Here is a 20,616-nt window from a genome sequence, read left to right as displayed (position 1 = left end):
TTCCGGCAAAGATCAATCGGTGCGCGCGGTCCCGGCGCGGAAGAGGAGGGCAGCGAGGCCGAGCAGCGCGAAGTCGACCGCGGCAGGCCAGAAGGGCAGGTGGCCGTGCGCGACGGCGTAGGCAACCGGCATCTGCACCAGCGCGGTGACGGCGAATAGCGCATAGGTGACCCGCGCATGCCCCCAGCGGCGCTTGGCGTGCTGATAGGCATGCTCGCTATGCGCCTGCGTAACATTCTGCCAGCGCAGCGCCCGGCGCAGCAGCGTCACCGCGCTGTCCGAGAGGAAAACGCCCTGCAACAGCAACAGCGCCAGCCCGTAGCGCCAGTTCACCGCCGCTACCGCCAGCGTTACCGCTGCGACGAACAGCCCTAGCGGCGCGCTGCCGCTATCGCCCATGAACAGCTTGGCAGGCGGGCGGTTGAACAGCAGGAAGGCCAGCACGGCAGCGCCGATCAGCATGACCGGCAAGGTCAGCGCATTCGCCGGCAGGATCAGCAGCGCCCCCGCGACGAAGCCGAGTATCTGGAGCGCGACGATCCCGTCGATCCCGTCCATGAAATTGGTGATATTCGCCGAATAGACGAGATAGAGAAAAGCGACGATGACCAGCGGCACCGTCCAGCCTTCGGGCAGTGCCGGCCAGGGCCAGAGCAGCAGGAACAGTCCCGCGCAGCCGAACTGCACTGCGAAGCGGATGCCCGTCGGCAGCGGGGTGCGGTCGTCGAGCCAGCCGAGCCACATCAGGCAGATCACCGCGGGGCCAAGCGCGAGCGCGCCGCTCGCCTGCCCGGGGATAAGCAGCGCCGCCGCCGCGAGGGTTGCTGCCCAGACCGACAGGAAGACGATTCCGCCGCCCGTCGGCGTCGCCTCGACATGCGCGCTGCGCTCGTTCGGGGTATCGACCATCCCCTTCCTCGCCCAGACGATATAGAGGCTGAGCAGCATGATCGTCGCGATCAGGCAGATCGCAATGAGCGCGAGGCCGGTGTCGATCATCGCGCAGCCGCCATGGCAGCAAGCGTCTCGGCCATCGTGACCGGCGGATGCCAACCGAGCAGGCGGCGCGCGGGCTCGCCGTCAATAACCAGCGGGTCGCAGAGGCGGTCGATCGCGGCGCGCTGGCCGGTCAGGCTGCCCGTGAGCCGGAGCAGGGCAGGCGGAACGGGGAGGAGCCGCGCGGGGCGGCCGAAGGCGACGCCGATGCGCGAAAGCAGGTCGCGCACGCTCACCGTCTCGCCGTCGCTGGCGAGCAAGGTCGCTCCCGCGGCTTCGGGATGCTTGCTCGCTTCGATTGCCAACGACGCGAGGTTCGTGACCGAAACCAGGCTGCGCTGGTTGCCGCAGAGCCCGAAGGGCAGGGGGTGCCCGCGCGCCACCCACGATACCATGCGGGCAAAATTGGCGCGCACGCCGGGACCGTAGACCAAGGGCGGGCGGATGATCGCGACTTCGAGACCTGTCTTGGCGGCGATGGCATGCAGCGCCTGCTCGGCTTCCCACTTGGATATGCCATAGGGGTCCCGCGGGTCGGGCGCATCTTCGGCGGTGAAGGGCGCGCGGTCCTTGGTGGTCTCGCCATTGACCTTGATCGAACTCAGAAAGATGAGGCGTTTGACGCCCGCTTCCGCCGCCTGCTGCGCAAGCGTTGCCGTACCGTCGCGGTTGACGGCGCGGAAGGCGGCGAGCGGGTCCGCGGCGCGGTCGTCCATCTGGTGCACGCGTGCCGCGCAGTGCATCACGCGATCGATGCCAACCAAGGCGGCCGACCAGTCGGTTTCGGCACCGATGCCGCCCACTACCACCTCGTCGGCCGCGCCCGTGGACGACCGCACGGCAAGCCGCACCGCAGCGCCCTGCGCGCGCAGTTGGCCGACGATCTCGGCTCCCACGAAGCCGTTCGCCCCGGTGACGAGGGTGATCCCGGCCATCAGGCCGTCCGGCGCGGCATATATTGGAAGACCTTGGTCAGATATTTCGACCAGATCATCAGCGGATTGGTCTTCACGCCGTTGCGCTTGCACGCGACTCCGATCTCGCGGTTGATGATCTTGCGGCTTTGTAGCCCCTGGTTCGACACGCCACCGGTTGCCATGGTGACGACGGGTGCGGGTACATGCACGGCGCTTCGTTCGCCGGTGCAGAAGAAGCGCAGCATCAGGTCGTAATCGGCGGCGATACGGTAATCGGTCGCGAAACCGCCCATCTCGCGGAACAATTCGGTGCGCATGTAGAAGCCGGGGTGCGGCGGCATCTGGCCCCAGCTGAGCCGCCGGCGCCAGTTTCCGGCGCCCGAATAATGGCGCCGGCGCTTGGGCTTGGCGGGATCGACGATCACGACGTCGCCCTGCACCGCGTCGGCGCCGGGGTGCTCGGCCGCGGCTTCGGCGAGGCGCGCGATCGCGTCGGGGTCGGCCAGCCAGTCGTCGGCATTGAGGAAACCGACATAGTCGCCGGTGGCGCGGAGGGCACCCTTGTTCATCGCGTCGTAAATGCCTTTGTCGGGCTCGGAGACGAGGATGCCCTCGAACCATTCGAGCTTGCCGATGCGCTCGGCGGTGCCGTCGGGCGAGGCGCCGTCGATCACGATATGCTCGATGTTCGGATAGCCCTGATCGGCGACCGAGCGCAGGCACGCCTCGATCGTTTCGCCGGGATTGAAGCAGACGGTGACGATCGAAAAACTTACGCTCGGATCAACCACCGAGAATCCCCCGATTAAGCCGGCGACGGGCTGGCTATCGCGTCCGCATAGGCATCGGCAAACTGCTTGGCAATGGCGGGCCAGTGCAGATTGTCGGCAACCCATGCTCGCCCCGTCGCACCCATGGCGACCAGCCGCGCGTCGGGCAGGGCGGTCGCCGCCGCCAGCGCGCCCGCGATCGCTGCCGTTTCGGGCGCGACCCACCAGCCGCAGCCATCGGTCTCGAGCACCTGCCAGGGCGTGCCCGTTGTCGTAATCACCGGCAGGCCGTGCGCCAGCGCCTCGGCGGCCGAAATGCCGAAATTCTCGGTATAGCTCGGCAACAGAAACAGCGACGACGCATCGTAGAAGGCGCGCTTGGCGTCGCCGCTCGCAGGTCCGGCAATGGCTATGCTGTCTTCGAGCCCGGCTGCCGCGATCTGCGCCTCGAGCTGGGCGCGGAAGCCGTCCTCGTCAGGGCCGACGAGTTGCAGCCGCCAGCCCGCGGGGCGCAGCTGCGCCCAGGCGTCGACCAGCATCGCCAGTCCCTTCACCGGGTGGATACGGCCGAGAAATAACGCAGTGCGCATCTCACCATCCGGCTTGGGCGTCCGCGCCGCCATGTCCGGAATATCGATGCCGTTGGCGACCAGCAGCGGGCGCCGCGCGGGATAGCGCTCGCGGATCTTGCCGACCTCGTCGTCGGCGGTCGCGTGCAGCCGTGCCGCGCTCTCGACCCCGCGCTTTTGGTAGAGCGCCCAGGCGATACGCTTTTTCCAGCGGCGGTGGTTCCACGCCCAGGGCTGCATCATGCCCCTGACGCTCAGCAGCCGCGGGATGCCCTCGGCCCGGCAATGGCGCGCGAGCGCGGCGCCATAGGGCAGCCACAGACCGTTGTCATGGACGACGTCCCAGCGCGCGCCTGTCAGCACTTCGCCGATCGTGCCAGTCGCGACCTTGACCGATCCGCTCGGGTCCATCGCGCGCACGCGCTCGGCGCTGCCGTCGGCCGCCCAGACGGTAACGTCGTGCCCGAGCGCCCCGAGTGCGCCCGCCAGCCGCCCAACCGAATAGGCGGGGCCGCCATGTTCGAGCTGGAAACTGGGGTTCGTCAGGAGCAGCCGGGTCATGCTTTCTGCGACCGGCGCTTGTCCTCGGTAAAGAGCTGGATGTCCAGGTAGCGCTCCATGAACTTCACCATGATGAAGCCAACGATCAGCGACGCGTAGAAGGTCGAAAAAAGGCTGCTCGCATTGGCCAGTGGCTGGATCAGCGCGACGAGCCCCGACATCAGCGGGATCGCCTCGCTCATCCGCCCGTCGGCGAGCGCACGAAAGGCGCGCAGGTCGAGATAGCGGATGAACATGCCCATCAGGAACGAGAAGAAGATCACGCCGAACATCCCGAAATTGGCGTAATATTCGAAGAAGGGCCCGATGCCGAAGGTCGTTTCCTCGCTCGCCTGATAGCCCGTATGTTCGCGCACGAAGGCCGAGCCGCCGCGCACCGGCTTGTTCGTCCAGATCGCGCGCGGCACGAATGCGAAAAGCCCCGCGAGCAGCGTGCCGCCATCTTCATAAGTGTCGGGCTGCGCTTCGAACTTCTCGATCGCCATGCCGGTGAAGATACTCTGGTTGAGGCGCGAATCGAGCACATAAAGCTGCTTCTGATCGTCGCTCGACAGCGGCCCGAACTGGCTGATCGCATCGACGAGTCCGTCGACGCGCTCCGACAGCGTCGAGGTCGGTTCCCATACCACGTCGCGGAACTGGCCGCGGACGAGGAGGTAGTTGGTCGACAGGAAGAGGAAGACATAGCCCGAGAGCACGATAGCCCCGACGATCCGCCCGACACCAAAGCGCTGTCCGACGATCGCCAGCCAGAAACAGGCGATGATGATGATCGCCGACAGCGCGTCGGCGAGGATCGCGTTGCCGAGCAGGTTGGCGATGGGGATGGTGATCGCGATCGCGGCGATCTGCCACATTCGCATGCCTTCCTTCAGCCACACGCGCCGCAGGATCGACAGGCAGAGCCCGATGACGAGCAGATTCTTGCCGCTGACGATCACCGCGCCGATCGTCGGGATCTGTGCGATCGACGGGACGAAGGTGATGCCGAAAAAGAAGACGAGGCCGATCAGCAGCACGATCTTCTGCGCAAGCCGGAGAAATTCGACCGGCACCCGCTGCATGTCGAACTCGACCTTGCGATAGTCGCTCAAATAGCTGGTCAGCCAGATGCCGAGCGCCATCATGACGAAGCCGATGGTCGATGCCTGCAGCCCCTTCGCCACCGAATCGCGCGTATAGCCGATCGCGTTGAGATAGGGGTCGTACTGGTGGAAATAGCCGGGGATCAGGTGGACCCCCGCGGCGATGTGCATGACCGCGAGCGCGAACATCATCGCCATCGGGAAACCGAGCGTGCCTTTCGGCGAGCGGATCGTGTGCACCAGCACGGCGACCATGGCGATGGCGCCGACCACCAGCCAGAACAAGATCGTGGATTCTGCGGTTTCGAAAAGCATGCGCCGCCCTATTGCCCTGCCGAGCGCGGGCTGTCGAGCGCCACATCCGGTATAGCGGGCCACGGCACGGCGCTGACCGGAACTGGCGCGCCGTTCATCGTGCCGCGCCTTCGCTGCGCGCGCCGAGGAAGATGCGCCGCGTCGGTGCGAACCGTTCGAAGAGCCGGTGCAGTGCGAAGCCAGCCAAGACCGCGATCACCACGATCACCGGCCAGCTCGTCACCGACTGAAGCAGGGTGAAAAGAAGGAGATGGGTGTACATGATCGTCAGCGAAGCGCGCCCGATCGCAGCGACACCGGGTACCCGCAGCGCCGAGACGCAGCAGGTGACGAAGATCGCGGCGGCGGCGGCGGCGATCGATGCCGGAAACGGCCCGTAACGCATATATTTATACTCGACCCGCCCGATATCCGGCGCCAACAGGAAAAAGGCGGCGAGCGCCAGCATCAGCAGCAGCGCCGTCTTCCAGTTCGCGCCCAGCGAGCGGTGGAGGCCGACGTGATAGCCCGCCGCCGCGAAAGGCAGGGCCATGGCGACGGTCAGCAAGCCATAAGGATTATAGGCAACCGCATCGCCGAACAGGAACGCGCCGCCGACCATGGCGGCCAGCGCGACCGCCTGCCACCGGACCGGCGTCCGGACCAGCAGATTGAGCAGCAGTAAGGTGGCAAGCAGGGCAGTGGGGAACCAAAAGGTCCCGAAGGCCCCGACGAGCAGATTGCCGCCGAGCAGGAAATGCAGCGGCCCCGGAATGACGAGTCCCATGCCGAAAGCCAGATTGGCCGCGAGGAGGCACGCCGTCACGAACAGGCCGAAGGCGACATAGGGCAGCAGCATCGACCGAGCCTTGGCCAGCGCGCGCTCGCGGCCCGCGAAGGGTTTGAAGGTGACCCCCGACAGGAAGAAGAAGAGCGGCATGTGAAAGATCAATATGTCGAGGACGAGCCGGTCGACGATGCTGACATGGCCGATGACGACCAGAATGATGCCATAGCCCTTGGCGCGATCGACCCACGCCGCGCGCGGCGGCGATGGCCTGCTTTCCCCTGTCGCCGCGCCGTCCGTCATCGTCGCCCCAAACCCGCGCCCGCGATGACCGCCCGCATCGCCCGCTCGATCTCCTTAGCAAAAAAACCATATTCATAGATATCGAGCGAAGCGCGCGGCGGCGCCTTGGCGGTCAGCGTCGCCTCGACCCCCGCGGCGACGGCGGCGCGGTCGCCGGGATCGACGAGCAGGCCGAGCTTCCCGTCGAGCAGCGCGTCGCGCCCGCCGTCGAGGGTGCTCCCCATCACGGGAACCCCGCACGCCAGCGATTCGAGGAACACGATGCCGAAACCCTCGCCGCGACTGGGCATCGCGAAGGCGTCGGCGAGGCGATAATGGTCGAGCTTTTCGGCGCGGTCGATGAAGCCTGCGAAAATGACCGTATCTGCGACACCCAGTTGTTCGGCCAGATCGATCAGCCGCGGCTTGTCGGGGCCTTCGCCGGCGACCAGATAGCGCAGGTCGGGCTGGCTTTCACGCAAATCCGCCATCGCCTGGATCATCTCGTCGACCCCCTTGTGGCGATCCCAGCCCGGCAGGCGCGCGAGCGTCATCACCACCCGCTTGCCCGCCAGCCCATAGCGCTCGACCAGATAGTCGGGCTTGGGCCCGGGGGTAAAATCCGCCAGCTCGACGCAATTGTGGATGATGTGCATCGGGACGTCAGGCAGCCAGCTGCGCATCCGCTCCTGCGTCGTGCGGCTCACCGGCCAAATCTCCGTCACTTGCTCGGTCGCGCGGAAGCGCGACAGGCCGGGCTTGTCCCACACCTCGATGCCGTGCGCGGGCAGGACCACGGGGATCGACAACCGCTGGGCGACGCCGATGACCAGCGGCACGAGATTGATATGCCCGACGAAGATCAGGTCGGGGCGCCAGACCAAGCAATGGAACAGCGCCTTCGTCCCGAACGCCGCCTTGTCGATCGCCGCGACGCCGACCTGTCCGCGGCAGACGATCCGCATGTCGGCCCCGATCCCGCGCAGGGCATCGGCGACGTTGCGATTATACTGCGCGATCCCGCTCGCTGCCTGATAATCCTCGTTGAGAAGCAGGAGGATTTTCATCGCCCGGCCAGCTTCCCGATCTCGGCGAGCAGGCTGACCGCGCGATCGTCGAAATGCGACCTGATATCCAGGACACGCTGCCGCGCTGCGGTGCGGATGCCATCGGCCTCGGCCGTCGGCATCGCAAGCAGCGCCTTGGCTTTCGCCAGCATCTCGTCGGGATCGGCGAAATAGAAGGCTTCGCGCCCGTCGACGAAGAATTTGCGGTGCTCAGGGCTGTCGGGCGCGAGCGATATGCCGCCGACCGCGGGCACCTCGAAGGTCCGCAGATTGTGCGACCCGTCGTTGTGCGGGCGGAACATGTTGAGCTGGAAACGATAGCGCCGCAGGATGCGCAGCATGGCGATGTCGCGCTCGACAGGATAGATGCCAAGCATCGGGCCCGGCTTCACGAATTTCTCCCAGCCCCAGCCATAGACGTCCATCGCGACGCCATTCTCGGTCAGCAGGCGGATCGCCGCTGCGCGCTCTTCGTCGGGATTGGCGTTGAAGCAGCCGCGTAGCACCTCGGCCTCGGTCGCCAGCTCGGCGTAGAGGTCGTCGTCGACCGCATGGCCGAAGGGGATCACCGCGACACCCAGCCCCGGATAGCCCTCCGCTAATTCGCGCGCGATCGGGCCGCTGTAGGTCGCATAAAGGTCATAGGCCGAAATGCTGTCGCGCACATTGGCATTGCCCGCGCCCGCGAGGAAAAAGCGGAACGGGTGATCCGAGCAATAATTGACCAGCTTTACCCCGCGCGCCGCGATCTGGCGCAGCAGGGCAGGGGAGTAATCGACCCCCTTGAAGACGATCAGCACGTCGGGCTTGGCCGCGTCGACCGCCGACAGCAACTGCTGCGCCGCCTCCGAACCCAGCGCGCGTCGGATTCGGCGCGCGATGCGGCCGACCAGCGACACCGGAGCCTCGCCGACATCATAGGTGACGACGTCGGCACCGGCCTTGACCATCCCGCGATAATAACAATCGGGCACGGCCCAGTAATTGCCGCTGACGGGGGTCAATATCTTCATCGCTCGCCCTCGGCGCCCATAAGCTGCATGACCGGGCGGAACTGTTCCTCATAGGCCCAGTCCGCGAGCATGCGCTGGCGCGCGCTTTCGCCCATCGCGCGCACCGCGTCGCGGTCGGCGCCCAAACGGCGGAAAGCCTCGGCGATCGACGCGGCGTCGGTGGGGTCGCAGGCGACCGCGAAGCCGGGCTCGACGAACATCTGGCGCCAGTCGGGGCCCGGACCGACGATCAGCGCCTGCCCCTGGCCGATCGCGTCGAAAGTCTTGTTCGACGCCCCCGCCATGTGGCGCAAATTCACGTCGCTCGCGTCCTGCGGCAGCGCCGCAAAGGTCGCGTCATAGTCGCGCAGCGCCAGCAACAGGTCGTGATAGGCCATCGCATCGCAGATTTTCAGCCGCTCGGCGCAGCTCCGCTCGGCGGCGTGAGCGAGCAGCCGGTCGTTGTGGCCGCGTGACGACACGGTCTCGTACCCGATCAGCGTCAACTCGATATTGGGCACGGCGGCAAGCGCGTCGATCAGCGCCAGCGGGACGCGCTGGATATTGATCGATCCGGCATAGACCACACGCACGGGACCGTTCCCGGCGGCGGCACGCGGCGGACCGACTTCGTCGCGGCACGGCGTGTTCCATGCGGTGATCGGCGCCTCGGCCAGCCCGGCCTCGGCGGCGAGCAGCGCGGCGCGGTCACCGTTCGGCAGCACCGTCGCCGCGGCGCGGCGTGCCATCGCGTTGCGCGCCTTCCATTCCATTTGCGTGCGCAGCGATGTGCCGCGATCGGGCGAATCATGCTCGTGATAGACGATGCCGCCGCGATGCAGCGCGCGCAGGGGGACGCAGGTGAGCGCCGCCGTCGCGTCGGCGATATAAAGCCAGTCGGGCTTCCATTGGCGGACCAGCCCGATCGCGCGCGCCGCGAAGCGCACCGGCGTCAGCCTGCCGAACGGGACCCAGTCGCAGCTGTCGGCCAGATCGCCCGCGACCGCCAGCGGATCGCCGGCCCCGAACGCCACCCCCAGATAGCGCACTTCGTGCCCCGCGGCGCGCCACAGCCGCCCCGCGCGCATCGCGGCGGGAAAGCCCCCCGGATTGGCATATTGAATATAGAGGATCTTCATGATCCTAGACGGCGATCCCGTAGACATCGACCGGTGCGGCGCCCTGCAACCGTTCCGCGACAAAGGCCTCGTCGCGGATATAGAGGCTGTTGTTCGCCGAATGCACCGGTGCCTGCGCCAGCCGCCGCGTGAAGGGATCGTAGTGCCGCTGCACGAAACCATGGCCCGCAAGCATGTCGGCGATATCCTGCGTCACCGTCTCGACCTCGACCGCCTTAAGCTCGGGAGAGGCGAGCGTCTTCTGCGCGCCGGCGACGACCGCGGGCTCGTGCCCCTCGACGTCGATCTTGATCAGTAGCGGCACGCGCCCCGCCAGCACCGTGTCGAGCGTCGTGCCATGGACGCGTACCGCGCCCGGCGTGTCGGCGTCGGCGACATGGTTGATCGTGTCCATGCCGCTGGTGAACCATAATTCCTGCTCGCGGTCGCCGAGCGCGCTCGTGTTCACCGCGACGCGCGGCGCGACGTCGTTCGCCGCGATATTGCGCTCGAGCGTCGCCACCGTGTTCGTGTCGGGCTCGAAGGCGATCACTTCGGCCCCCGCGACTTTCGCCGCGAGGATGGTGAAGCTGCCGATATTGGCGCCGATATCGACGAACAGGTCGCCCGCGCGCAGCATGTGCAATACGAAGCCCATATCGGCAAATTCGTGCAGCCCGAAATAGACATTGCCCGTCGCGCCGGTCATGCCGCGCTCGACCACCAGCCGACTACCGCCGACCCAGTCGTGGACGCGCGGTCCGCCGACCAGCCGCGCGCTGAGCTGCCAGCGCGCAATACGCGCCAAGGTGCGCAGCCGCTGCCGCTCGCCGATCGGATGCGCCATCGCATAGCGGACGAGCCGCGCGGGCGAGAAGCCGCCCATCAGGCGACCGGCTGCAGCAGGACTTGCCGGAACTCGGCCTGGAACGACGTCGAGCCGAAGCCGGCGGCGGCGGTCAGGCTGACCCAATAGTTGCGGCACGGGCCGGTGATCGTGAAATCGGCGGCCGAGGGCGCCGCGCCACGTTCGAACTTGACGCTGGCGAGCACGCCGGTGCCGCCCTTTTCGGCGCAGGCGATCGTCCACACCGCCGACGCGTCGTCGTTGCTGGTGACGAGCCGCCCCTGCGCGCTCAGTCGATAAGTGCCGGGCGTCAGCTGGATCAGCTGGCGCGCAACGACGTTCGGCCGCTCTTCGTCCGAAACGACGATCAGGCGATTGCCCTTCGCGCCCTTTTCGATGTCGGAGCCATAAGCCGATTCGCGGATAAGGTGCCAGTCGATGGGCGGGAAGGGGCCTTCCTCCTCGAAGCGGGCATTGTGCATCAGCTGGCGGTCGCCGTCGGCCTTGCTGTCGATCGCACGGGCGTAATTACGCGCGGCGTCGAAATCCTGCTGGTTCACCATCATCCCGATCAGCGTCTGGTCGAGCTCGGCATAACTGGGCGGCAGATCCTTGCGGATCGGCAGGATCACCTGCGCCAATGGCGCGGCCTTCTGCTTCGAGCCGATATAATAGCCCAGGAAATTGGGCAGCCAGTCAGGGTTGGCGCGAAACAGGCGGACGAATTGGGGCCGCATGTCGGGCTCCAGCATCGCCTTGCCGAGGATCGGGAACAGCAACGCCTGGCTCCGCCGCGAGCTGCGCAGCGAGGCGTCAACGTCGGTCATCGCCAGGTCGATCCGCCCGCGCTTTACCGCATCCTCGATCAGCCAGAGATTGGCGACATGGTCGCGGCGCGTCAGATAGGTCGCGGCCATGATTGCGGGCTTCACCGGCTTGCCGCGGCTGGCATTGTCGAGCCCGATCATGCGATAGGCCGAGGCGATGGTCGCATTGCCATCCAGCGCCTCGCGCGCCAGCACCGCCGCCGCGCCGATCTGGCGCTTGTCGCCGGTGACATAGACCAGGTCATTCGCCAGCTGCGCCTTGGCGCTGGCGTTGAAAGGGTTCAGCGACACCGCGCGGGCAGGATTGTACACCGCCATGATCGACGACGCCGAAAAGAGCGTGACGAGCAGCCACAACAGGAACATCGCGGCGCCGTAGATCATGAGCCCGCGAGCCGGAAGCCGCGGTCCCTGCCGTGCCCCCGCCCTGCCGATCGTCCTGCCTCCGACTGCGGCCTTACTCGCCCGGCTGCGCGTCGGCATAGCCATAGCCATATTCATATCCATAGCCATAATAGGCGCGCTTCTCGTCGAACTTGGTCAGCACGACGCCCAGCAGGGTCGCCCCGGCGGCACGCAGACGCGCGAGCGAGTAGCGGATCGCGTTGGTGCGCGCGCCTTCGGCCTCGACGCAATAGACGACTCCGTCGACCTTGCTTGCGAGCAGCGGCGAATCGGCGAGGCCCAGGACCGGCGGGGCGTCCAGCACGACGTGCTGATAATGCTGCGACAGTGCGGCGATCAGGTCGGCGATGCGGTCGCTCGACAGCAGTTCGGCGGCGTTGGGCGGCATAGGGCCTGCGGTGATGAAGGGCAGGGCGTCGGACTCGTCGTGGCGGACCATCGACATGATGTCGTTGTTGCCCGAGAGGAAGTTGCTGGTCCCCGCGCCGTTGGCCACGCCCGCCAGGCGGTGCACCGACGGCGAGCGGAGGTCGCAGTCGACGACGATCGCTGTGCGCCCGATGCGGTGGAGCGACAGCGCCAGCGCATAGGAGGAGGTCGACTTGCCCTCGCCCTTGCGCGTCGAAGTGCACATGAGCGAGCGCGGGACGCCTTGCGTGGTCGAGAAGCGCAGCGCGGTCTGCACCGACAGATAGGCTTCGGACTGCGACGACTTGCGGTCGCGCACCTCCTCGATCGCCAGTTCATTGTCGGTGTCGGGAATGACCCCGAGCAGCGGCAGGTCGGTGACTTCCTGCGCCTCCGCTGGGTCGCGGACCGTGGTGTCGATCTGCGCCAGGATGACGGTCAGCAGCGCGGCGAGCGCGAGGCCAATCAGGAGCGAAGTGAACATATTGTTCATCAGCTTGGGGCTCGACGGACCGCCGGGGCGCAGCGCACGATCGACGATCGCGACATTGTTGGTGCCGACGCCGCCGGCGATGCCGACCTCCTTGTAGCGCTGGAGCAGGCCGTCATAGAGTTCGCGGTTGGTATCGACCTCGCGCTGCAGGATGCCGTACTGGACGCTGCGGCGGCGTTCGTCGACCAGGTCGGTCCGCGTGCCACCGACGCGCGAGCGCAGTTCCTGCTCGCGCGACAGCGCGGCGTTATAGGCGGCGCGCGCCGCCGCGACGCTCGACCCGCCGACCTGGCTCTGCTCGTTGGCGATCGCGCGGTCGATTTCCTTGATCTGGCGATCGAGCGCCTGCGCAGGGGGATAGTCGGGCTGGAAGATGACCATCAGCTTGGCATATTCGGCCTGCAGGTCCGACTTCCGCTGGCGCAGGTTCGACACGCTGGGGCTGCCGCCGGCGGTGGCCGATGCCTGGCCGGTGGCCGCGCCAAGCGCGCTCTCGGCTGCGATGCGCTCGATGGTCGCCTTGTTGAGCGCGTCGTTGAGCGCGACGAGGTCGGTCGCGGTGATCGAGCGCTCGACGCTTGGCGCCTTGGGATCGCTGCTGTCCGACTGCGCGATGGTGAGGATGCCCTGCCGTTCGGCATAGCTCATCATGTCGCGCTCGGCCTCTTCCATCTTGGCCTTGGTCAGCGCGAGCTGCTCCTCGAGGAAGCGGCGGGCATAGGAGGCCGAATCATAGCGGCGCTCGAGGTTGGCCGAGATGAAATTCTCTGCCCAGCTGTTGGCGACTTTCGCCGAAAGCTCGGGGTCGGGGGTCGATACCGAGATGTCGACGAGGGCCGATCCGACGACCGGCTTGATCTGGACCGCGCTGCTCAGGCGGCCCGCGACGCTGCGGGTCGCGGCGTCGAGTTCGGCTTTCGACATCACGCGCAGCGACGACGGCGGCGCCTTGCCGCCGAACGCAGCCAGATAGGCGGGATCGCGCGCGAGGTTCAGGCTCTTCGCGACGCGCTCGGCCTGCGAGCGTGCGCGCAGCAGGTTATATTGCGTCTGGTAGAATTCCTGTTCGACGCGGCCGCCGCGCTCGGCCTCGACACCGGTCATGTTGCCGAGAACCTTGGACTCGGTGCGCGAAATCTCGATCCGGGCGGTCGCTGTATAAATGCGCTCGGCGAGCATCGTATAGACGGCGCCCGCAACCAGGCAGGCGATGATCGTGCCGATGATCACCCATTTCCAGCGCAGCGCGACGCGCCAATATTGCAGGATCCACGGCATCGCCGTCGCGAAGCCGCCGGACTGCCGACCGGAATCGGCGTCGACGGTCTGGCTCGCTGGAACGGCCAACATCGGGGACTGTTGAGTTGCGTCGGTCATGGGGCGCGTTCGAACTTCCTGAAAATCTATCGGATGAGAGCGACGAGGGGCGACACCAGCAGCGGGGTCGTCGCCAAAATGTCCTTGAACAGGCGGCGGGCGGGCGAATCGCCGACCACGACGACGTCGTTGGCGAAGACCTCGGGATCGTCGTACACGCCCGTACGGATCTGTTTCAGATTATAAAGCGCGGCCATCCGCTGGCCGCCCACCGTGCGGAAGATCACGACGTCGTCGAGCTTCGCAAATTCGGTCGTGCCCTTGGCGAGCGCGACCGCGCGCATCAGCGACATCTTGCCGACCACGGGATAGAGGCCCGGCTGCATCACCTGGCCGTCGACGGTCAGCACCTGGCTGACCGATTCGGTCACATTGACGCTGACGTCGGGACGGCGGACGAAACGCGTGAGACGGGCTTCGATCGCTTCGGCGAGCTGCGCGGTGGTCTGGTTCGATGCCTGGATCTCGCCGACCAGCGGCAGCTGGATCTTGCCCGAGGCATCGGCCTGCACCTGCTTGCTGAGGTCCGGCACGCCATAGACATCGACGCTCAGCCGGTCGAACGGGCCGATCAAATAGGGACGCGTCTCCCCGACCAGATCGGCGCCCGAGGGGGCGGGAAGCGCATTGCCTTCGGTGACCTGGAGCGTCGGCGTGCTCGTGAGTTGCGGGGCGCGGCCGCCACAGCCGGCCAGCAGGCAGGCAGCGGTCAGGCTGGCGATAGCCAAACGAAAGTTCACCGAAACATCTTCCCTTTTTTAATGCCCGCTGCCTGCGAGGGACTAGCCCGCCCGCCCGGCAAAGGAAACCGCAAAATCAATACCGTCGCCCTCGTGGCGCAGCCTTAGTGAAACCCCGCCACGCTGCGCTGCCCCTTGCGGCGAGTCGTGGCAATGTCGGGGCGGCGATAGAGCAGCACCGTCGCCAGCGTCGCCATCGCGGCCAGGGCGGGCGTGCGCAGCGGATAGTCGACGAGGCTGGCCGCGGCGAAGATCGCAAGCATCATCAGCGAAGCGATGATTCCGACGCGATCGGTCGCCGCCGCCTGCTCGTCGGACCACCCGCGCCGCGCGGCCTTCCATACGACGAAGCCCCAGCCGACCAGCAGCCCGAGCGCGGGCAGGCCGCCGTCGATCAGCAGCTCCAGATAGTCGTTATGCGCATGGTTCAGATATTGCAGCGACAACAGGTTCACGGGCTCGGCGATCTTGTACGCGGCCTCGAAGCTGCCGAAACCGCCGCCAAGGGGCGCATAGTGCCAGATCATCGCGTTGAGCGTCGGCAGCACCGCGAGGCGCAGGTCGGCCATCACATCGCCCTGGTCGAGCCGGTCCATGAACCCGGCGCCGAAGATCAGCATCGCGATCGCCCCGGCGAGCGTGCCGACGATCGACGCGAGCAGGGTCAGCCGCACGATATTGCCCGCCGATGCGGTGCCGACCGCTGCACCGCGCGAGCGGTAGAGCAGCAGGCTGGTCGCGAGGAAGCTCGCGCCGCCGATGGCAAGGCCGGCGCGCGATCCGGTCGCCATGATCGCCAGCATCACCGCGACCCCGCCAAGCACCCCGAGCAGCGTCGCCGCATGACTGCCCGCCCGGTCGTTGCGACCGTGGAGGAACCACAGAAGCAGCGGCCAATAGAGCGCGAGGAACACCGCATGGTGGTTGCGGTTGGCAAAGAAGCCGACCGCAGCGCCAATATTGGTAATGCGGTGGAAATAGGGTGCGCCTTCGCCGCCGAGCAGCTGCAGCACGCCGAAGACAGCCGCAACCGCAAGGAAAGCCAGCAGTCGCAGCGGCAGCTCGCGCAGGCTCGAATCCGAGGTGCGGCCGACGAGCAAAACGACCGCCAGCGGTACCAGCATGTCAAGCAAGCTATGGATTGCACGGCCCGGCGACAACGCCAGCGGGCGCCAGCCGATCTCGACCCCCGCGGCGGTCATCCGCGTCGCGAGTTCGCCATGCCCCGGCAGCGCCGACCACAGCCCGGCGGGCAGTGGGATGAGCTGGACGAGCATCCACGCCGCGGTCGCGCCGAGCAGGAGCAGCAGCGGGCGATAGCGGTTATACAGGCGTTCGCGCCGGCTTTCGTCCCACCAGCCGGGGAGGGTGATCGCGATGGCGATGATCGCGAGCGTGCGCACGATCACCAGCCCGACGCCATCGACCCGCGCCGAGCCGCCGAACAAGAGGATTGCAATCAGGAAAACCGCCAGGGACCAGCGATCGAACAGGGACTCCCGGGAACGAGACATTCAGACTTCCATTATTATCGTTGCTCGCGGCTTTAGGCAGGAAATGCGGCGAGCGCCACCCCCTCAGGGGTCAAATCGACCAGTAACGCGGCGCTGTAACGGCTACGTCGCGCTCGCTGTTCCACATGCGCTTGAGGTCGGCGACCAGCCCGCCCGGGCGCAGCATCGCCGCAAGCTCGGTGAATTCGAGCGCGCGGAAGCTTTCGTGGCGGACCGCGCCGACGATGCAGTCATAGGCGGGCGCATCGGGCATCGGCGCCAGGTCGAGCCCATATTCGTGCTTCGCCTCGGCCGGATCGGCGTGCGGATCGTGCACCGCCACACGGTGACCGCGGCCACGCAGCGCCTCGACTAGGTCGATGACCTTGCTGTTGCGCAGGTCGGGGACATTTTCCTTGAAGGTCAGTCCCAGGATCAGGATATCGGCTTCGGCCTTGCCGAGCGCGCGGTCGACCTCGCTCGCCATCCATTCGGCCATGCCGTCGTTGATCGCACGCCCTGCCAGCACGACCTGCGGGTCGATGCCGAGCTCCTGCGCGCGGTGGCTGAGATAATAGGGATCGACCCCGATGCAGTGGCCGCCGACGAGCCCGGGCTCGAAGGGCAGGAAATTCCACTTGGTGCGCGCGGCGTCGAGCACGTCCCACACCGAGATGTCGAGCGCCGAGAATATCTTGGTGACCTCGTTCATGAAGGCGATGTTGATGTCGCGCTGCGCGTTCTCGATCACCTTCGCGGCCTCGGCGGCGCGGATCGAGCGGGCGCGGAACACCCCGCCGCTCGTGACCTTGCCATAGACGGTCGCGAGCAATTCGGTGATCTGCTCATTCTCGCCCGCCAGCACCTTCATGATCTTGTCGACCGTGTGCTGACGGTCGCCTGGGTTGATGCGCTCGGGCGAATAGCCGAGGAAGAAGTCGCGGCCGCGCGTGAGGCCCGACAATTCCTCGATCATCGGCCCGCAGATATCCTCGGTCACGCCGGGGTAGACAGTGCTTTCATAGACGATCGTCGGCGTCGTCGCTGGGTCGAGCAGCGCCGCGACGGTGCGCGTCGCGCTGCGCACGGGTGTCAGGTCGGGACGGTTGTCGGCGTCGATCGGGGTCGGCACGGTGACGATATAGAGGTCCGCGCCGCCGCAATCGTCGGCGTCGCTGGTCAGCGCCAGCGTCGAGGCGACCAGCGCAGGACCATCGACCTCGCCGGTGCGGTCGTGCCCGTCCTTCAGCTCGGCGATGCGCGCGGCGTTGCTGTCGAGCCCGATCGTCTCGAAATGTTTCGCGAGCTGGACTGCGAGCGGCAATCCGACATAACCCAGCCCGACGACGACGATCTTCATATTATGAGATTTCCTTGGGGGAGAGGGCAGGGCTCAGAGCCCGTGATAGTCGCGGTACCAAGCGACGAAATTGGGGATGCCGACGTCGATCGGCGTCGTCGGCTCATAACCCAGGTCGCCCGAAATCGCGCTGATGTCGGCATAGGTTTCGGGCACGTCGCCGGGCTGCAGCGGCGCGATTTCCTTGACCGCTTCGCGCCCGCAGGCCTCCTCGATCAGCGCGATCATCCGCGTCAGTTCCTCGGAGCGATTGTTGCCGATATTGTAGAGCCGGTGCGGCGCGACGCTGCCGCCCGCCTTGATTTCGCCATCGTCGGGCGGCGGATTGGCGATGCACGCCGCGACGCCCGCGACGATATCGTCGATATAGGTGAAGTCGCGGCGCATCGCCCCGGCGTTGAACACCTGGATCGGCGTGCCCTCGAAGATGGCCTTGGTAAAAATCCACATGGCCATGTCGGGGCGGCCCCACGGGCCATAGACGGTGAAGAAGCGCAGGCCCGTGAGCGGGATGCGGTAGAGATGGGCGTAAGTCTCGCTCATCAGTTCGTCGGACTTCTTGGTCGCGGCATAGAGCGACATCGGGTGGTCGACGCGGTCCTCGACGCGGAAGGGCAAAGTCTTGTTGCCGCCGTAGACCGACGAGGAGGAGGCATAGACCATCGGCACGCCGCGCTCGCGCGCGACTTCGAGCAGGTTGAGATGGCCGACGAGGTTCGAATGCACATAAGCACGCGGGTTGTCGATCGAATAACGTACGCCGGCCTGCGCGCCGAGATGCGCGATATCGGTAAATTTCAGGTCGATCAGCGCCTCGTCGAGCGCATGCGCATCGGCGAAATCGACCTGGCGGAAGGTGAAGAGATCGCCATATTCTTCGGAAAGCTTGGCCAACCGCGCGCGTTTCAGCGCCGGGTCGTAATAATCGTTTACGATATCGATGCCGACCACCGGCAGGCCTTCGCCCATCAGGCGCCGGGCGAGGTGGAAACCGATGAAGCCGGCGGCGCCGGTGATGAGCACGGTCAAACCCTGTCTCCTGTTGCCGAGCGCCGCGATAGCCATGCTGGTGCATTGCAACAAGGGCGAAGTTTCATGGGTCCCGGTGAACAGCCGGTTGACTTCGCGCGCGCGCCGCGGGAAGGGGAGGCCGCTGCAAAACGACAATAAGCCGATATCGGCATCTCCCCCAAAGAATGAGGACCAACTCCTTGTCCGGACAAGGAGTTGGTCCTCATCACCGGGATCACCGGGCAGGACGGCGCCTATCTCGCGCGCTTGCTGCTCGAAAAGGGCTATGTCGTCCACGGGCTGAAGCGCCGCTCTTCGTCCTTCAACACCGGACGGATTGAGGATATCTATCAGGACCCGCATGTCGAAAATGCCCGGCTGCACCTTCATTATGGCGACCTGACCGACAGCACCAACCTGATCCGGATCGTGCAGGAAACACGGCCGACCGAAATCTACAATCTCGCTGCGCAGAGCCATGTGCAGGTGAGCTTCGAAACCCCCGAATATACCGCGAACAGCGACGCGATCGGCACGCTGCGCCTGTTGGAAGCCATCCGCATCCTCGGCATGGAAAAGACGTGCCGTTTCTATCAGGCCTCGACCTCGGAGCTCTACGGCCTCGTCCAGGAAGTGCCGCAGCGCGAGACCACGCCCTTCTATCCGCGCAGTCCCTATGCGGCGGCAAAACTCTACGCCTATTGGATCGTTGTCAATTACCGCGAAGCCTATGGCATGCACGCGTCGAACGGCATCCTCTTCAACCATGAAAGCCCGCTGCGCGGCGAAACTTTCGTCACGCGCAAGATCACCCGCGCCGCCGCGGCGATCAGCCTCGGGCAGCAGGACCGGCTCTATCTAGGCAATCTCGACGCGAAGCGCGACTGGGGCCACGCCGCCGAATATGTCCGCGGCATGTGGATGATGATGCAGCAGGACGAGCCCGACGATTATGTCCTCGCGACCGGCGAGACCACGCCGGTGCGCGATTTCGTCGAATGGGCGTTCGAGGATGTCGGCGTCGCGCTCGAATGGAAGGGCGAGGGCGTCGACGAGAAGGGCTGGTGCAAGACCAGCGGCAAATGCCTCGTCGAGGTCGACCCGCGCTATTTCCGCCCGACCGAGGTCGACCTGCTGATCGGCGACCCATCGAAGGCGCATCAGAAGCTCGGCTGGCGCCACGAGACGTCGGTACGCGAACTCTGCCGCGAAATGGTCGCCGCCGACCTCGCGGCGTACAAGGCCGGCACGACCCCCGCGCATGGCTGAGGCTTTTTCGCTCGCGGGCAAGCGCGTCTGGGTCGCGGGGCACCGCGGCATGGTGGGCAGCGCGCTCGTGCGCCGGCTCGCTGACGAGAATTGCGAAGTCCTGACCGCGGGGCGCGACACGCTCGACCTGCTCGACCAGGCGGCGGTGCGCGAATGGACCGCGCGCGAAAAGCCCGATGCGGTGTTCCTCGCCGCGGCGAAGGTCGGCGGCATCCTCGCCAACGACGGTTTCCCGGCCGATTTTCTTTACCAGAACCTCGTGATCGAAACGAATGTCATCGACGCCGCGCACCGCGCCGATGTCGCGAAACTCTGTTTCCTCGGCTCGTCGTGCATCTATCCGAAATTCGCCGAGCAACCGATCGTCGAAGAGGCCCTGCTCACCGGCCCGCTCGAGCAGACCAACGAATGGTATGCGATTGCCAAGATCGCGGGGATCAAGCTCGCGCAAAGCTATCGCCGCCAATATGGCGCCGACTATATCTCGGCGATGCCGACCAACCTCTATGGACCCGGCGACAATTTCGACCTGAACTCCAGCCACGTCCTGCCCGCGCTGATCCGCAAGGCGCATCAAGCCAAGGTCTCGGGCGCGACCACGATGACGCTCTGGGGCAGCGGCACCCCGATGCGCGAATTCCTCCACGTCGACGACTGCGCCGACGCCTGCGTCTTCCTGATGAAGGCCTATTCGGACGCGAGTCATGTCAACGTCGGGTCGGGCAGCGATATCGCGATCGCCGATCTCGCACGGCTCGTGATCGAGGTCGTCGGTGCCGATGTGGATATCGAACTGGATACGTCAAAGCCCGACGGCACCCCGCGCAAGCTGATGTCGAACGCCAAGCTCGCCGCTATGGGCTGGTCGCCGAAGATCGAGCTGCGCGATGGGATCGCCGCGACTTACGACTGGTTCCTCGCGCATCACGCCTGACGCGCGCTTGCAAT

General features: G+C 66.2%; 18 protein-coding genes. 2 read left to right on the top strand and 16 right to left on the bottom strand.

All coding sequences use genetic code 11. The features are described 5' to 3' along the window. Window positions 1-12: 12 nt before the first annotated feature. The 16 genes from BWQ93_RS05580 to BWQ93_RS05505 form a co-directional block, all read right to left on the bottom strand. A complete protein-coding gene (locus BWQ93_RS05580; RefSeq protein ID WP_077029650.1) occupies window positions 13-999 on the bottom strand; it encodes a hypothetical protein in 987 nt (328 codons plus the stop codon). Further along, the gene (locus tag BWQ93_RS05575) at window positions 996-1,931 is read right to left on the bottom strand and encodes a UDP-glucose 4-epimerase family protein (RefSeq protein ID WP_077029649.1); all 936 of its coding nucleotides are present in this window, start codon (window positions 1,929-1,931) and stop codon (window positions 996-998) included. Before BWQ93_RS05575 ends, BWQ93_RS05580 begins: the two co-directional genes overlap by 4 nt. After that, entirely contained in the window at window positions 1,931-2,704 is a 774-nt protein-coding gene (locus tag BWQ93_RS05570) for a glycosyltransferase family 2 protein (RefSeq protein WP_077029648.1), read from the bottom strand. Before BWQ93_RS05570 ends, BWQ93_RS05575 begins: the two co-directional genes overlap by 1 nt. A gap of 14 nt (window positions 2,705-2,718) precedes the next feature. After that, window positions 2,719-3,813 carry a glycosyltransferase gene (locus tag BWQ93_RS05565; protein WP_077029647.1) on the bottom strand — a complete coding sequence of 365 codons (1,095 nt, stop codon included), beginning with the start codon at window positions 3,811-3,813 and terminating at the stop codon, window positions 2,719-2,721. After that, entirely contained in the window at window positions 3,810-5,213 is a 1,404-nt protein-coding gene (locus BWQ93_RS05560) for a hypothetical protein (RefSeq protein WP_077029646.1), read from the bottom strand. The genes BWQ93_RS05565 and BWQ93_RS05560 overlap by 4 nt, the downstream gene beginning before the upstream one ends. Window positions 5,214-5,307: 94 nt before the next feature. Then, entirely contained in the window at window positions 5,308-6,282 is a 975-nt protein-coding gene (locus tag BWQ93_RS05555; RefSeq protein WP_077029645.1) for an acyltransferase family protein, read from the bottom strand. Beyond that, window positions 6,279-7,328, bottom strand: a complete 1,050-nt coding sequence (locus BWQ93_RS05550) for a glycosyltransferase family 4 protein (protein WP_077029644.1) — start codon at window positions 7,326-7,328, stop codon at window positions 6,279-6,281. The genes BWQ93_RS05555 and BWQ93_RS05550 overlap by 4 nt, the downstream gene beginning before the upstream one ends. After that, on the bottom strand, window positions 7,325-8,341 hold the full coding sequence (locus BWQ93_RS05545) for a CgeB family protein (RefSeq protein ID WP_077029643.1): 1,017 nt from the start codon (window positions 8,339-8,341) through the stop codon (window positions 7,325-7,327). Before BWQ93_RS05545 ends, BWQ93_RS05550 begins: the two co-directional genes overlap by 4 nt. After that, complete coding sequence (locus tag BWQ93_RS05540; RefSeq protein WP_077029642.1) at window positions 8,338-9,459, bottom strand: glycosyltransferase; 1,122 nt, start codon at window positions 9,457-9,459, stop codon at window positions 8,338-8,340. The genes BWQ93_RS05545 and BWQ93_RS05540 overlap by 4 nt, the downstream gene beginning before the upstream one ends. A 4-nt stretch (window positions 9,460-9,463) precedes the next feature. After that, entirely contained in the window at window positions 9,464-10,324 is an 861-nt protein-coding gene (locus tag BWQ93_RS05535; RefSeq protein ID WP_077029641.1) for an FkbM family methyltransferase, read from the bottom strand. Further along, on the bottom strand, window positions 10,324-11,496 hold the full coding sequence (locus BWQ93_RS05530) for a hypothetical protein (RefSeq protein ID WP_077029640.1): 1,173 nt from the start codon (window positions 11,494-11,496) through the stop codon (window positions 10,324-10,326). Before BWQ93_RS05530 ends, BWQ93_RS05535 begins: the two co-directional genes overlap by 1 nt. Before the next feature lie 73 nt (window positions 11,497-11,569). Further along, window positions 11,570-13,768, bottom strand: coding sequence for a GumC family protein (locus BWQ93_RS05525; protein ID WP_198040472.1), 2,199 nt, complete (start codon window positions 13,766-13,768; stop codon window positions 11,570-11,572). A 53-nt stretch (window positions 13,769-13,821) separates the two neighbouring features. Further along, window positions 13,822-14,535 (bottom strand): polysaccharide biosynthesis/export family protein, encoded by a 714-nt coding sequence (locus BWQ93_RS05520; protein ID WP_077029638.1) that lies wholly within the window; start codon window positions 14,533-14,535, stop codon window positions 13,822-13,824. Between the two features lie 104 nt (window positions 14,536-14,639). Continuing rightward, window positions 14,640-16,049, bottom strand: coding sequence for an O-antigen ligase family protein (locus BWQ93_RS05515; protein ID WP_083720633.1), 1,410 nt, complete (start codon window positions 16,047-16,049; stop codon window positions 14,640-14,642). Window positions 16,050-16,119: 70 nt separating this feature from the next. After that, window positions 16,120-17,388, bottom strand: coding sequence for a nucleotide sugar dehydrogenase (locus BWQ93_RS05510; protein WP_077029636.1), 1,269 nt, complete (start codon window positions 17,386-17,388; stop codon window positions 16,120-16,122). A 33-nt stretch (window positions 17,389-17,421) separates the two neighbouring features. After that, entirely contained in the window at window positions 17,422-18,417 is a 996-nt protein-coding gene (locus tag BWQ93_RS05505) for an SDR family NAD(P)-dependent oxidoreductase (protein WP_077032226.1), read from the bottom strand. Window positions 18,418-18,615: 198 nt separating this feature from the next. Here BWQ93_RS05505 and gmd point away from each other — a divergent pair, with 198 nt between their 5' ends. Beyond that, window positions 18,616-19,668, top strand: coding sequence for a GDP-mannose 4,6-dehydratase (gmd, locus tag BWQ93_RS05500; protein WP_077029635.1), 1,053 nt, complete (start codon window positions 18,616-18,618; stop codon window positions 19,666-19,668). Continuing rightward, complete coding sequence (gene fcl / locus BWQ93_RS05495; protein WP_077029634.1) at window positions 19,661-20,602, top strand: GDP-L-fucose synthase; 942 nt, start codon at window positions 19,661-19,663, stop codon at window positions 20,600-20,602. The genes gmd and fcl overlap by 8 nt, the downstream gene beginning before the upstream one ends. Window positions 20,603-20,616: the final 14 nt, after the last annotated feature.

It is taken from the genome of Sphingopyxis sp. QXT-31 (genome assembly GCF_001984035.1).
Classification (GTDB): Bacteria; Pseudomonadota; Alphaproteobacteria; order Sphingomonadales; family Sphingomonadaceae; genus Sphingopyxis.
This window is presented reverse-complemented; position numbering and strand designations above follow the sequence as displayed.